We start from the raw sequence: 14,374 nt of genomic DNA on the forward strand, positions 1-14,374 counted from the left end.
GCATGAATCCATATATTACGCCGCATCGGGGCCATAGCTCAGCTGGGAGAGCGCTTGAATGGCATTCAAGAGGTCGGCGGTTCGATCCCGCCTGGCTCCACCAAATCAAAAGGCTGACCAGCCTTTTTTTCTCCCCGAAACGCAAAGCATGCATCTCACCTGTTCCTGACAGGACGCAATTCTTACAGGTAAAACTGATGGCGATATGGTGGCTGATTCTTTTGCTGACGAGGTTTTCCCTTGCAAGATGATCGGCTTTTTCCCTATGGCCATGCCCGCGATGTAGATTGGCGCGAGGCATTGTTCCGCGCTGTGGAGATGGCTGGTCCGCGGGTGCGGGGCGGTACGCTGGGCTTTCTCTACGTCACCGATAGCTTTGAGTCCGATTTGCCGGATATCCTGAGCGCTGTGCGGGAGCAGACCGGGGTGCCCCACTGGACGGGATGCGTGGGGAGCGGCATCTGCGCGACCGCGCAGGAATACCTGGACGAACCGGCACTGGCTTTTATGGTGACGGATTTTCCCGAAACGGAATTTCACCTCTTTGCCGGTATGGACGCTTACCGGACCGGCAAGAGTTGGCCGACCGGACCGGGTCGTCCGCCCTACTTTGCTATTGTTCATGGTGACTCTCAGACACCGGATCTGCCGGATCTGGTCCGTGATTTTGCCGGGCAGATGGGCAGCGGTTTCATTACCGGGGGAATATGCAGCAGTCGCACCGACGGCGCGCAACTGGCGGATGAAGTCGTGCATGGCGGATTGAGCGGGGTGACGTTCAGCGAAAATATCGCTGTTGCTACCCGTCTGACCCAGGGCTGCAGTCCCATCGGTCCGACTCATCACATCAACGAAGCCCGCAACAATGTAATCTCCCGTCTGGATGACCGTCCGGCGCTGGATGTGTTTAACGACGAGACCGGCGACATCCTCTCCCGGGATTTGCAGCGGGCGGCGGGCTTCATTTTTGTTGCGATGCCGGTGAAGAATGATGACTGTGGCGACTACATGGTGCGTACCCTGGTGGGCATTGACATCGAGCGCAAGCTGCTGGCGATTGGCGAATATGCAGAGGCCGGTCAGTCCCTGATGTTCTGCAAGCGGGATAGCGGCACGGCGCGCGAGGATCTCGAACGTATGCTCTCGGACATCAGCCGCCTGGCGGGCGGAAGGAGGATCCGTGGGGGTCTGTATTTCAATTGTGTGTGGCGCGGTCAGAACCTGTTTGGCCCCGATTCTGCGGAATTGCGGATGATCCGGGCCGGTCTGGGTGACTTCCCGTTGGTGGGTTTTTTTGCCAATGCCGAGATTTCTCATGATAAAATATACGGTTATACAGGAGTACTCTAGTTTAGACATTCAGCCCGGCCCCGCCGGATTTTTTATTGCCACTTTCTCCGGAAAAAATGCTTGGCACTGTGACTGTGCCGTGCGGCCGACCCTTGAAAAAAAGGGTCGGCCAATGAGAAGCGTTTTAGGCTTCTCGGAATCACTGATGCGTGATCTGTAACCTTTACATTTTTATGATGCCCTGGGCAAATCGATAAGCGGCTGTCCGTAAGCCCGTCCAGATGCCTGAGCCACAGCCGCCACCTGTCGAGTTAAGGCATGGAGCTCTTGTGGCGTGAGCGCCTGCTCTCCATCGGACCATGCCTGTGCGGGGTTCGGATGGCACTCAATCATTAGCCCATCTGCGCCAGCAGCGATAGCTGCCAAACTCAGGGCCGGCACCATCCATGCCGCACCTCCCGCATGACTTGGATCCGCAATCACTGGCAGATGTGTTTCCCGTTTCAGGTAAGGAATAGCACTTACATCCAACATGTTACGATAAGCAGGTTCGAAGCTTCGAACCCCACGCTCGGCGAGAATAATATTCAAATTTCCTTGCGCAGCGATATATTCTGCCGCCATGAGCCATTCCTTGATAGTGGCAGAGAGTCCACGCTTCAAAATTACCGGGACCTGCAGTTGCCCAACTTCTTTCAAGAGCCGAAAGTTTTGCATGTTGCGGGTACCGATCTGGATTACGTCTACACCATATTTTAAAAAAAGATCAATATCGCGAGGATCCATAAGTTCCGTTACCACCGGCATGCCATAGGGACGGGCGGCATCTACCAAATATTTTAGGCCATTTTCTTCCATGCCTTGGAAAGAATATGGACTAGTACGCGGTTTGAATGCCCCTCCGCGCAATAGACTGGCACCAGCAGCCATTGCGCCAGCAGCAGCCGCAATCATCTGCTCTGGCGTTTCCACAGAGCAAGGTCCCGCGATGACCTGGATGGCATCACCACCGATAGGAATATGCCGCACCGATACCACACGATTGTCAGGATGAAATTCTCGCGATGCGAGCTTGTATGGTTTATGAATTGGTAGAACATGCTCTACGCCAGGTAACGACTCAATGAGTCCATTAGGGGCTACGTCCTGGTCGCCTATGGCTGCAATGGCTAGCTGCCTGCGGATCCGTGACTCTATCGCCCGCAGGCCGAGGTCTTCAACACAGGACTTGATAGCCGCAACTTGCGCCTCATCGACGTTGGGTTTAATCATAATCAGCATGGCATTTCCTCCTGACCTTAAATTTGCGAATCAATTGGCAACACGGTGATCGTGATCGCCGCAGTCGATACAAATAGCACCGAATTCCTGTCTAGCTTCAGTAAGGTGGTGAATAGCCGCCTCCTTATCTGTTCTCGGCGTCAGGAAATCCTCCATGGCATAATCTCCTCCGTAGCCAATTCCCTGTAGCAACGACACGAGTTCCCACCAATCCACCATACCTTGTGTCAACCCTGTCCATTCCCATGCCCAATCCTCCTTGGTTTGTTTCCATCTCATGTTTTTGACATGCACGTTAGCGAGATACGGGCGGATAAGATTGATGCCGAACTCCCAGTCCTCCTTTCCCTCAACCATCATATTGGCAGGATCGAAGGTGATGCCGATGGACTCTGGATCGAGATCTTGCACTAAAGCATAGGCACCACTAAAGCTGCTCATCACTGTACCCCAGTGCAGTTCTAACAGGAGTTGCACCCCTGCCCGAAAGGCCTTGCGCTCCAATATTCTCAGTTTCCGCCTTAATGCGCCCATCAGAGGTTGCGGATCCTGACTTGCGTCATACGACGGAATGATCTCATTTATATGCGCACGTTTGACTACTGCCGCATGACATCCGCGTGGTAGTACAATGCGCGCCTTAGGCACCTCCATGAGCTGTGCTACGCGTATAAGGCGATCTACGGATTCATCGTCTTCCATGGGAAGGTAGGATGTAAGGACCGGGACATCAAGCCCGATATGCTGAATCCGGCGCCGAAGAAATTGGCCGCTGGTGAGCAGATCGTCCAATGCTATATGATGATCATCATTGACACGCAACTCGATGCCTTTAAATCCGGACGTTGTGGCAATTTCTAAAACCTCATCAAAGCTAAATTGAGGCAAAATTGCCGTACAAAGATTCATGCCAGTCCACATGGGTTGTCTCCCTAACGTAGCGGTACCATAAGAAATTAAAGTTAGTTACATGTGATAATACGTGTCACGACTCTGTATCCATATCCACCTCCATAAATGGTGCCCGTCGAAACCGCTCCCGTAATGCAAACGGGACAGTACAGTCGAAAATGGTCTTACAAGAAATCCCGTCTTCCAGGATAGATGGGCTGAAATCTGGTGATTGCGAAGGATCCAGGGGATGGCATCGTACCCCTTGAATAAACACGGTGCTGACGTCGCCTTGGTAGCGCGTGGTCATAGCCCATAGAACATCATTACTGTTAAAAATGTCGACGTCTTCGTCGACCAGAATTACATGCTTGAGCTCCGAGAAGGCAGCGAATGCGGTGAGCGCGGCTTGGCGCTGGCGCCCTTCGTCACGGATGGAACCCTTTTTGAATTGCAAGATGGCTAGGTACTTTCCGCCCCCAGCAGAGTGAGCGTAAACATTTAGGAGGCGTCCTGGCATACTATTTTCCACCAAACGTAAAATACTTGCTTCCGTAGGGATCCCGGCGAGATTGACGTGCTCTTCCCCAGGGCCAACGATAGTTTGCAGAATGGGGTTAAATCGGTGGGTTACCGCCGTGACCCGAATCACCGGACAGGACTGGGCCTGGCCTAGATAACCAGGAAATTCAGGCATGGCGAAACCTGTTCCCGTATTGATGTCTTCCCGCATGCGCTCTCCTGGTAGAATCTCCCCTTCGATAACGATCTCTGCACGGGCAATGGCCTTGGCGGGCACCGATACGCAATCAACCAGCTCCACAGGCCTTTGTCGTAAGCCTCCGGCTATGGTTAATTCGTCAAAACCCAAGGGCGTAGTAGGTGGCTCGAAACAAGCAGCGAGATAAATGGCCGGATCGAGCCCCATACTAATGGAGACTGGCAACGGCTTTCCCTGTCGCTCAGCCTTAATGCGGAACTGGTCGATGTGGCGGCCGGGTACGAAGTAGACGGTGAGCCGGTCAGAGCCTTGTACACATAGCCGATGAATCGTGACGTCCGCCTCTCCAGTCTCCGGATCTTCCGCACGCAAAAGCCCAAGGTTGAAATACGGTCCAGCGTCAAACAAGGTGTTGGTTGGAGCCGGCAACAAGCTTCTGATATCCAGTGGCGCACGATGCACAACTTCCTGACAAGGCGCCCCTTCTGGGAAAGAAACAGTCATTGGGGCGATACGGCGGTCCAAGGCGCGAAGCAAGGTAAATGGAAGCTGTTCTACCGTGCTGCCTAACAATAAGGCAGTCCGTTCCCTGCTGGCCAACATTCCGACCAGCACCCGAACGTCAGGGTAGCCTTTGACATTTTCAAAGAGCATGGCGGGGCCGATTCTGGTCGGCGGCGCAACCGGGGTACCAGCCCCAATGCGTTTGTAGATCCCCGCCAATTCGGCATGGGCATCGACAGCTTTAGATGTAGTGCTGAGATGGCCCGGTAGTGTTGAGAGAAATGCCAAAGCATCTCGCAGATCCCGGATATTTTGGGCCGACGATACGGTTGTTGACGACAAAGTTCGGTGCATAATCTGTCTCCTGAGCTTACTGTTTATTTGATTATATTCATTTTCCCATGCGGGCTTACCCGGACAATTTCCGCCCATCAGCGAGCGACAGGAGATTTGGATAGGCCACATCGCGTCCAAAGGGATTCGGCCATGGTCCCCACTCGGATTGGGGGACATCCACCCCCAGTTCCACAATATGGTCATCGGGATCGACAAGGTAAAAAGCCCGCATGACTGTATGGTCCACGGGCTCTAATATTCGCGCCCCGGCGGCCCGGCAGCAGGCATAAATCGCGGCCAGACTTTGTTCGTCCTCCACGTCGAGACAAAAATGCGAGAAACCGGAGACCGGGAATAGCGCCCCAGTTTCCATCAAGGCCAAATCGTGGTGGTGCAAGCCCGCAGTGTAGAATTTCATGCCGGGCCGCTCGCCGACGGCGCGTAACCCCAGGATTCCGCGATAAAAGCGGTCAGAGACATCCAGACTGCGGACCGGCAGGGCTATGTGGTTGATGCCATGTAACATTACTTCACCTCGTTTTCCTGAAAACTATCCACTAATAACCGCCGCCACTCGCCATATAGGTCTGTAGAGCCATCCACCCGGCTACGGCCATGGGCAGGGAACTGATCAATCCTGGCGCAAGCACCGTCCAGTGACCGGAATGGCCTCGGTGCTGAAGAATGCTGGCAACACCTGCTCCCGCGGCAAGCGATACGAGTAGCCATACCATGACAACCATTGAAGCACCCGCGTAGAAGCGCAAATCCACCATTAGGGTACCCAGGATCAGCACTCCCACATCGGCACTCGGCGAATCCCAACGCGAACTGCGTACCAAGAGGGAAAAAAGAAGAGCCACGGCCAACACAACGGCCAGCGCTGCCCCAAACTGAGCCAGCAGGATACTGCCCAACAATGGCGCGACGAGAGCTAGCCCGACAGCCCCGACAAGCAGCGTGATTCCTGCGGGTTTTTGATCTCGGTGGTCAGGGGTGAGGGCAAACCACAGTACGGACCACAGCACCGCTACCGTCAGCCAAGCAACGAAGGCGGCGAGCACGGTTTCCTGGCGCAGGACTGGCCACAGCAAAATGAAAGCAGCGGCTCCTGCGATCAACCCCCTCGCCCCATAGCGCCACCATTGGTGTCTACGGTGATCGGCAATAGCCGCTACTGTCCCGCCCACGAGGGCTAGCCAGGGCAACCAGGACAACACGGTACGTGGCGGGAAGGAAAAATCGCGATAGGTCAGTGCATAGCCAACTAGAAAACCAGCCAGTATGGCCGCCGCCCAAAATGTAGAACGCCAGCCGGGATATTTGCAGGTTTTGTAATACGCAGCGACCACCATGAGCATGGTGACAGCAGCGGGAAACAGGGCACTATCCAAAATCAAGGACCGAACGAAACTGGATTGCCAGAGATTCCACATAAAGATTGCCTCCCAACGGGAAGGAGGCGCCGGCCTTGCTGGTCGGCACCCCAAAAGGCCGCTCAGCCAGCCGTGCGAACACCCTCGATGTTCACATGCAGGTGCACCCGGTTGGCGATCATGCCCGCATAGGCATCCATGCCGAAGTCGCTGCGCTGGATGGTGGTGGTGGCCTCATAGCCGGAGAGATAACCACCCCAGGGCTTGGGCAACGCCGGCACCGGCCCGGCACCGATTTCCCGCACCTGGAAGGTCACCGGCCGCGTCACGCCATGAATAGTCAGTTTCCCATACAGTTGTCCGCTCTCCTTACCCGTGGGTTGATAGCGTGTACTGACGAATGTGATGTTCGGAAACTCCCGGACATTGAAAAAGTCCGGACCCCGCAAGTCGTGATCCCTTAGGGCGAAATTGGTATTGATGCTGGCTGCGGGAATGCGGATATCCGCTTTGTCCCCTGCAGGACTTGCGGGATTGAAGGTATAGCTGCCGGACAGCTTGTCGAAACGGCCTACCACCACCGCCACCCCGGCATGGCCGATGGTGAACCACGCCAGAGAATGGTCCGGATCAATCCGGTACGAGCCAGCCGGGCTGGCGTCCAGTTGGTGGTATGTCGCTGCGTCAGCGAGTGACACCAATGATGTGGACAATGCGACGGAAAGGATGGCGGTCCTCAGTGCAATGGAAACTTTGTTCTGTAACATGGCAATGCTCCTCTATCAATTCGGGAGAAACGGTCACTCAGCCGCTAGGCTTTTATGAGTGCCGTCGCAGAAGGGGCGGTTGGCGGATTGGTGACAGGCACAAATGGCCACCGTTCGCGGCTCGGCGATATCCACGGCGAAGGGCTCCACGCCGCTACCCTGGTGCGTCCCATCGCAGAAAGGCAAGTTTGCGGAGCGCCCGCAGGCGCAGAAATAGTGGCTGCCTGGTTCCAGGCTCATCACGTAAGGTGTCGGGTTCATCATGACCTCCATAAAATTAAGCATCTCATCTGATACGCATCCATATAGTTACAATGCGTACTATATAGATAGCACAACAAATGTTCGTATGCAAACTATGTGGGATTTACTCCTGAAATCGGCTTCGCAGTGCGCGTAGGGTACGGCGCACCTGTTCCAAATCACCCGCATCCACATTCGCGAAGACCCGACTGAGATAGGCGATATGGGCTGGGAATACTCGGGAAAAAATGACTTCGCCTTCGGGGGTCAGAACGGCACGGAAACTGCGTCGATCACCCACCGGGACCTCCCTACGAACCAAGCCTTTTTCATCGAGGCGATCGATGATACCAGTCAGGGTTCCCTTGGTGATTAAGGTTTTTTGGGCAAGCTGGGTGAGGGGCATTCCCTGGGTGTTGCCTAATGTTGCGATGACGTCAAACTGCGCTGGCGTGAGGCCCAGTTGCCGGACGTGGGCGGCGGAGTAGGCGGAAAAGGCATGGTAGGCTTGGGCAAGCTCTCGCAGGACGGCGAGAAAAGGCTCCTGGGTTGTGGCCTTCGGCGTAGCCGTGTAAGAAAGCAACATCGTTGATTCCCCGGTCGTTCCGTCACGCATCCTTATCCTCACCATGATGTTTCCAGTTAGAAAGTCCTATATAGAACTATTTGGGACGGACGTCAAAGGGAGCCGTAGGAGAATGTTCGGTGTCAGCAGAGGTCGTTGTCACGACTGGCCCCACTCCAGGGAGTGCCACCAGGCGTGTGACCATCTCATCCTTGAGCATGTGCATAATCATATGGTCGTACTTTGCCAAACGGTCTTCTAATGCCAGCAAGTGTCCGCGCAATTCGGCCAAGACCTCCACTGCATCCAGGGGAAATTCTCTGCTTCCACAACCTCAAGGAATCTCTTGGAAAAAGTGGAAGCGCCTTTGGCTAGAATGATACCAAACTCTTGGAGTAGTCCACGAATTTGGTTGATTAATGCGGTGCGCTCTGTATTGATAGATGCCCGCACCCGATGAACCATTAATGCACTCTGCTGCGCTTCTGTTTTGACCGCTACAAAGCGCATGTGTGGGCGGCTGACCGCTTCGCAGATAGCCTCGGCATTGTTGAGATCGTTCTTGCCGCTCTTGCGATAAGGAGCCACGAAGTGTGGAGCCATAATGCGCACATCGTGGCCCAGCTTGATCATTTCGCGTGCCCAGTTATGAGCACAACCGCAGGCTTCCATGCCAATCAAGCAGGGTGGCAAATTCACCAATGCCTCCATCAATTTGCGCCGACTAACTGCCTTGCGCAGCACAGGTTTGCCAGCGGCGTCTACGCCATGAAGCTGAAAAATATTCTTGGCAAGGTCAATACCCAATATCTTGATCTCTTTCATGATGTAAATCTCCTTTGCAGAATGAATCCCTCAGAATGGCATTGGACCACGCCTTAGGGAAGGAGAGGTTCATCCCATTATTCGACCCGGCTCCGCCGGGTTTTTTGTCGCCTTTCTTCCGGCGAAAGTGCTTGACACGGTGATGGGGCCGTGCGGCCGACCCTTGTTAAAAAGGGTCGGCCAATGAGAAGCGTTTTAGGCTTCTCGGAATCACACCCATGCCCTTTCATCGTCTCGTTGCCCTCCGCCTCTCAGAGTGGATTTCCTACTTTCTGACGGTCGTGCCGCCCCGCTCGCGGCGCAGCTTCCTCGAACTGCTCTGTGGCTGCCTGGTCTCGCCCGAAGGCTGGGTCACCCGCGCCCTCAGCAGCATCTCCCTCCGCTGCCACTGGACCACCTATTACAAACTTCTGGAGCGCGAGTCATTGCGCACCCAGGCGTTGGCCATTGCCCAGGTACGATGGATCCTGCAGTCCTTGCCCAGGCTACTGATCGTCGAGATGGTCATTGACGATACGATGGTCCTGCGACACTCTACCAAGGCCCCCGGGGCGGCCATCCGCTTCGATCACAGCCATAAACACAATCGCCCCAGTTATGTCCTCGCCCAGAATTGGGTGGGCCTGGCGTTGACCCTGCGTACCCGATCCGGCAAAGCCATTTCCTTTCCCATCCGCTTGCGCTTGGTACCCAGCACCGGCAACATCCACAAGCTGAAAATCGCTGGGGCATTACTGCGGGCTTTTATACCCCACATTCCTGTACCCGTCCGTCTGCTGACGGATGCTTGGTTCATGCGGCGGCGCCTGCTCTTGCCCCTGTTGCGTCAGCACGGCCAGTTCATTGGCCAGGTGCGCAAAGATACCGTGCTGCTCCAGGACCCGCCGCCGAAAACATCCAAACGCGGACGTCCCCGGATATATGGAGATAAGTACACACCGGAAGAGATGGCCGCACTGCCCACCGAAACCGTCTCTCTGCATGTCTATGGGAAATGGCAAAAGGTCCGTCTCCAATCCATCATCGCCAATGCACGATTCATGAAAGGCCATCCGGTCCGGGCTGTCTGGAGTGCAATCTACGACGAAAAGCATCGTCGATGGTCTCCCACCCGCCTCTATCTCGCTTCCGAGACCCACTTGACCGCCAGCGAAATCGTCTCCCTCTACAGCAACCGCTGGCAGATCGAACCAATCTTCCATAACCTCAAACGCTGGTGGGGCATCAATAATCTCTGGCAGCAAAAACGCACGGTTTTGGAACGCTGGATGCAAATCCGCTGCATCGCCTGGTCCATGGTGCAGCTCCTCGCCGAAACCCTAGCTGAGGACTTCCCCATGGCCGCCATAGCGCCCTGGCGCATCGCCACCCCCGTCACCGCAGGTCTCATGGCCCAATGGCTCCATCTGCAATTTCTGCGGGTTCCCTTCTGGAAGGGTTTCGACCCGAAGTCCGGGAAATTCCAGTGCCCCACCCCCGCCTTTTGGGCCGACGCCGATGACCCGCCCTGCAAAAAGGCCGCCTGACTCACTTCTGACCCAAATTTACCAAGCCATAACGCCACCCAGAGGGGCTGGCGAGGAGGCTGTATGTCTAAACTTCAGCAGGAGTACTTACCCTGTTTCTGGATACACCCACTTCCTGAACCGTCAGTGGACTTTCCGCCATGGTGATCAGGCGCCCGCTCTGTGCTAGAGTACACCGCTTATATTAGAGGTTGATAATGGCACAGATACCGGCGCAGCGGATGGATCAGAGGTTGATGCAGGAAGGGCGGCGCACCCGGGGCACGCTCTATTTCGGCATCGGACTGGGGCTGGCGGCTGGCCTGCTAATCATTCTCCAGGCCTTTCTGTTGGCGCACATCGTCGATGATGTCTCTTTTCATGGCTGGAATCTGGCGGCCGTGATGCCGCTGCTCTGGGTCATGCTCGCTCTTTTCGTCGTGCGTGCGGGATTTTCCTGGGCGAGCGAACTGGTTGCCTTTCGCGCCAGCGCGCGTATCAAGACCTACCTGCGCGAGCGCCTGCTTTCCCACCTTCTGAACCTGGGACCGGTGGCCGTGGCGGGTGAGCGCAGCGCCGACATCGCCAGTACCATGATGGAAGGTGTTGAGGCGCTGGAGCCTTACTTTTCGCGTTACCTGCCGCAAATGGCCTTGGTCAGCCTCATACCGCTGGCCATCCTCGTGTTCGTTTTCCCCGCAGACTGGATCAGCGGCCTGATTCTCCTCGTCGCCGGGCCGCTCGTGCCTTTCTTCATGGTGCTGGTGGGTTACAAGGCGGAGGCCATCAACCAGCGTCAGTGGCGCAAGATGCTGTTGATGAGCGCCCATTTTCTGGATATGGTGCAGGGCTTGACCACGCTGAAAATCTTCGGCCGCGCCAAGGACGAGATCGAGATCGTCGCACGTATTTCGGATGACTACCGGCGCACCACCATGGCTGGGTTGCGGGTGGCCTTCCTGACGTCGGCGGTGCTGGAATTTTTTGCGAGCGTGTCCATCGCGCTGGTGGCGGTATCATTGGGTGCGCGTCTGCTGGAAATCCCTCCCCCGGTCACCTTTTATACTGCCTTCTTTGTCCTTTTACTGGCACCGGAGTATTTCAACCCTCTGCGTGGCCTCGCCACCCATTATCATGCGCGGATGAGCGCCATTGCCGCCGCCAGACGCATCTTCGACATCCTCGACATGCCGCTGCCGGCACAGGGTACGCAGATGATGGCGTACCCAGACACCCAGTCCGTCAGTCTCTCGGTGCGCGACCTGCATTTCTCCTATGAGGAGGGCCGGGTGGCGCTGGCGGGAATCAATGCCGAGTTCCCGGCGGGCAAGGTCACCGCGCTGGTGGGCGCCAGCGGGGCGGGCAAGAGCACCCTCGCCAGTGCGTTGCTCGGCTTTGTGCAACCGGATTCGGGAGAAATCCTGATCAATGGCCGGATCCCTTTGGCCGTCCTGGATCGGGAAAGCTGGTGGCGGCAACTGGCCTGGGTACCGCAGAATCCCCGCCTGTTTCACGGTACCATCGCCGAAAATATCCGCATCGGCCGCCCTGATGCGGATATGGCCGCCCTGCGGGAGGCCGCGAAAAATGCTCACGCGCTGGAATTTATCGACGCTTTGCCGCGGGGCTTCGATACCTCGGTGGGTGATCTGGGGCAGGGCCTTTCCGGCGGGCAGATTCAGCGTGTCGCCCTGGCCCGCGCCTTTATCAAAAACCCACCGCTCTTCATTCTGGATGAGGCTACGGCGAGTCTGGACATGGAGAATGAATCGCTGGTCCTGGACGCCATGCAGCGGCTGATCCAGGGACGAACGGCGATCGTTATTGCGCACCGCCTGGCGATGGCAGAGCGCGCCGATCACATCCTGGTCATGGACGCCGGGAAAGTGGTCGAAGCCGGCACCCATGATGCACTTTTGGCGGCCGGCGGTGTCTACGCAAGGCTGGCGGCCGCCTATCGGGGGAGCATGCGTGATCTTTACCGGCTGCTGAAGCTGTTTGGGCCCTTTAAGTTCTGGATGCTGGGGGGCGCCTTTCTGGCGCTGCTGACCATTCTTTCCAATTTCGGTCTGCTGGCCCTTTCCGGCTGGTTCCTGGCGAGTGCGGCGCTGGCCGGACTGGGTGGTTACGCCACCATGAATTTGTATAACTTCTTCCTGCCGGCTGCCGGGGTGCGCGCTTTCGCGACGATTCGGGTCATCTCGCGTTGGCTGGAGCGCATTGTCACCCATGAGGCGACGTTCCGTCTGCTGGCCCAGTTGCGCACCTGGTTCTACACCCGCCTCGAGCCGCTCGCGCCCGCCGGGCTGCAAGATTATCGTTCCGGCGATATTCTTTCGCGCCTCGTCGCCGATATCGATACCCTGAATAACTTTTACCTGCGGGTGTTTACGCCGTTTCTGGTGGCCGGGGTGGCGACGCTCACAATGGCGGGCGTCTTCGCTTTTTTCTCCTGGCGGTTGGCCATTGCACTCTTTCTTTTCCTCGCAGTTACCGGTCTGCTTCTACCGTTCCTCACGGAGCGGCTAGGTGCGCGCAGTGGCGCCGAGATGACCGGCATCCAGTCGGACTACCGGGTACAGGTGGTGGACGGCATGCAGGGCATGGCGGAACTGTTGACCTACAATGCCGGACCAGAGATTCTGCGACGCACGGGTACACTCAACGATGCGCTGCTCCGGCGGCAGGCCCGCATGGCGCAGATCGCCGGTTTCGGCAGCGCCGGCATGGGATTCATGGGCAACTTGGCGATTTGGGTTGTCGTGGTGCTGGCCATTCCTCTGGTCCATGGCAAGGTCCTGGGCGATTCGGATCTGCCCCTCCTTGCCCTCGGCGTGATGGGTTCCTTCGAGGCCATCGCCGCCTTGCCGCTGGCCTTTCAGTTTCTGGGGCAAACCCGCGCGGCCGCGCGCCGTATTTTTGAGGTGGCGGATACGCCCTTGCCTTTTCCGGATGCACCGGGACCCGCACCGCAGGTGGGTCGGCCGGATCTGGAGCTCAAGGGTCTGCACCTGCGCTATCCCGGCGCTCAACGCGACGCCCTGGCAGGCGTGGACCTCAGCGTGTCGGCGGGCACACGGGTTGCGATCCTGGGGGCGACCGGGGCTGGCAAGAGCAGCCTCGCCAACCTGCTGCTGCGTTTCTATGACTATCAGTCGGGCCACGCGTGTCTGGGCGGCCATGAGTTGCGGGATTTCCCGGCAGACAATCTGCGCGCATATTTCGCTGTCGTATCTCAGCGCTCATATCTCTTTCACAGTACGATCCGCGACAACCTGCTGGTGGCCAAGGGCGAGGCGGAGGAGGATGAGCTCTGGGCGGCGCTGGCCACGGCACAGCTTGCGGAGTTCGTGCGCAGTCAGCCCCAGGGCCTGGATACCATTGTCGGCGAAGGCGGCGTGAAACTCTCCGGTGGTCAGGGCCGAAGAGTGGCCATTGCCCGGGCTATTCTCAAGGACGCTCCGTGGCTGATTCTGGATGAGCCGACCGAAGGGCTCGATCCGGTGACCGAGATGGAGTTCCTCAAAGATCTGCGCCAGATCATGGAAGGTCGCACCGTGCTCTATATTACCCACCGTCTGGTGGGTCTGGAGCACATGGACTGCGTTCATATTCTCGACGAGGGGCGGATCGTGGAGTCGGGAACCTATGGGGAGCTTTTACAGCGGGATGGACAACTCAGCCATTTCGCCACGTTCCGGCAGGCTATTCCGGAGGTTCACTAATTCTGGCGGCCGCCGCGGAAGCCGGAGAGCAGTTTCCGTTCCGTGGCCCCAGCTTGCCGCACGCTGGACTGGCAGGCTGCGCCGGAGGGATTTCGTATGCACTTCCACTCGTCATTCAGCACCGCGGTGCCCGCTTTTTGCAACTGTGCCTGGCTGCTGCGGCTCCGAGGGGTGCTGGTTATCCACGACACCCCGTAACCGAGCGCCGAAGAGAGCAGTGTAGCCACCAGAAACACCAGCATCATACGGGTGAAACCGCGTTCTAGCCCCTGCTCGTCAAGGTAACGCCTGCTGTACCAAGCGAATAGCGGATAACTGACAGTACCCGCGACCAGCCCCCACATA

At 57.0% G+C, this 14,374-nt stretch carries 12 protein-coding genes, 1 tRNA gene and 1 pseudogene; 4 read left to right on the plus strand and 10 right to left on the minus strand.

Features of this window, described 5'->3' with window-relative positions; genetic code table 11:
• The first annotated feature begins 27 nt into the window (after positions 1-27).
• Positions 28-103 (plus strand) — tRNA-Ala (locus AFERRID_RS10995).
• 137 nt (positions 104-240) lie between these two features.
• The gene (locus AFERRID_RS11000) at positions 241-1,350 is read left to right on the plus strand and encodes an FIST signal transduction protein (RefSeq protein ID WP_126605195.1); all 1,110 of its coding nucleotides are present in this window, start codon (positions 241-243) and stop codon (positions 1,348-1,350) included.
• Between the two features lie 171 nt (positions 1,351-1,521).
• Here the strand turns inward: AFERRID_RS11000 and aroF are convergent, their stop codons facing one another.
• The 9 genes and pseudogenes from aroF to AFERRID_RS11045 form a co-directional block, all read right to left on the minus strand.
• Positions 1,522-2,571, minus strand: coding sequence for a 3-deoxy-7-phosphoheptulonate synthase (gene aroF, locus AFERRID_RS11005; RefSeq protein ID WP_126605196.1), 1,050 nt, complete (start codon positions 2,569-2,571; stop codon positions 1,522-1,524).
• A 30-nt stretch (positions 2,572-2,601) separates the two neighbouring features.
• Positions 2,602-3,492 (minus strand): sugar phosphate isomerase/epimerase family protein, encoded by an 891-nt coding sequence (locus tag AFERRID_RS11010; protein WP_126605197.1) that lies wholly within the window; start codon positions 3,490-3,492, stop codon positions 2,602-2,604.
• 64 nt (positions 3,493-3,556) lie between these two features.
• Positions 3,557-5,041, minus strand: a complete 1,485-nt coding sequence (locus tag AFERRID_RS11015) for a UbiD family decarboxylase (RefSeq protein ID WP_126605198.1) — start codon at positions 5,039-5,041, stop codon at positions 3,557-3,559.
• A gap of 55 nt (positions 5,042-5,096) precedes the next feature.
• Positions 5,097-5,549, minus strand: coding sequence for a VOC family protein (locus AFERRID_RS11020; RefSeq protein ID WP_126605199.1), 453 nt, complete (start codon positions 5,547-5,549; stop codon positions 5,097-5,099).
• Between the two features lie 31 nt (positions 5,550-5,580).
• Positions 5,581-6,459, minus strand: a complete 879-nt coding sequence (locus AFERRID_RS11025; protein WP_126605200.1) for a hypothetical protein — start codon at positions 6,457-6,459, stop codon at positions 5,581-5,583.
• Between the two features lie 62 nt (positions 6,460-6,521).
• Entirely contained in the window at positions 6,522-7,166 is a 645-nt protein-coding gene (locus tag AFERRID_RS11030) for a YceI family protein (RefSeq protein WP_126605201.1), read from the minus strand.
• A 33-nt stretch (positions 7,167-7,199) separates the two neighbouring features.
• Complete coding sequence (locus AFERRID_RS11035; RefSeq protein WP_225981975.1) at positions 7,200-7,430, minus strand: CDGSH iron-sulfur domain-containing protein; 231 nt, start codon at positions 7,428-7,430, stop codon at positions 7,200-7,202.
• A 103-nt stretch (positions 7,431-7,533) separates the two neighbouring features.
• Positions 7,534-8,025, minus strand: coding sequence for a MarR family winged helix-turn-helix transcriptional regulator (locus tag AFERRID_RS11040; RefSeq protein ID WP_126605202.1), 492 nt, complete (start codon positions 8,023-8,025; stop codon positions 7,534-7,536).
• Between the two features lie 103 nt (positions 8,026-8,128).
• Positions 8,129-8,799, minus strand: a pseudogene (locus AFERRID_RS11045) (IS110 family RNA-guided transposase); the annotation flags it as partial.
• A 218-nt stretch (positions 8,800-9,017) separates the two neighbouring features.
• On the opposite strand from AFERRID_RS11045, the gene AFERRID_RS11050 reads away from it, so the two are divergent.
• Complete coding sequence (locus AFERRID_RS11050) at positions 9,018-10,325, plus strand: IS701 family transposase (protein ID WP_126605204.1); 1,308 nt, start codon at positions 9,018-9,020, stop codon at positions 10,323-10,325.
• Between the two features lie 197 nt (positions 10,326-10,522).
• The gene (gene cydD, locus AFERRID_RS15700) at positions 10,523-14,029 is read left to right on the plus strand and encodes a thiol reductant ABC exporter subunit CydD (protein WP_232027537.1); all 3,507 of its coding nucleotides are present in this window, start codon (positions 10,523-10,525) and stop codon (positions 14,027-14,029) included.
• Here cydD and AFERRID_RS11065 read toward each other — a convergent pair.
• Positions 14,026-14,373 carry a hypothetical protein gene (locus tag AFERRID_RS11065; RefSeq protein ID WP_126605205.1) on the minus strand — a complete coding sequence of 116 codons (348 nt, stop codon included), beginning with the start codon at positions 14,371-14,373 and terminating at the stop codon, positions 14,026-14,028. The genes cydD and AFERRID_RS11065 overlap by 4 nt on opposite strands.
• Between the last annotated feature and the right edge of the window lies 1 nt (position 14,374).

The sequence above is a fragment of the Acidithiobacillus ferridurans genome (assembly GCF_003966655.1).
Classification (GTDB): Bacteria; Pseudomonadota; Gammaproteobacteria; order Acidithiobacillales; family Acidithiobacillaceae; genus Acidithiobacillus; species Acidithiobacillus ferridurans.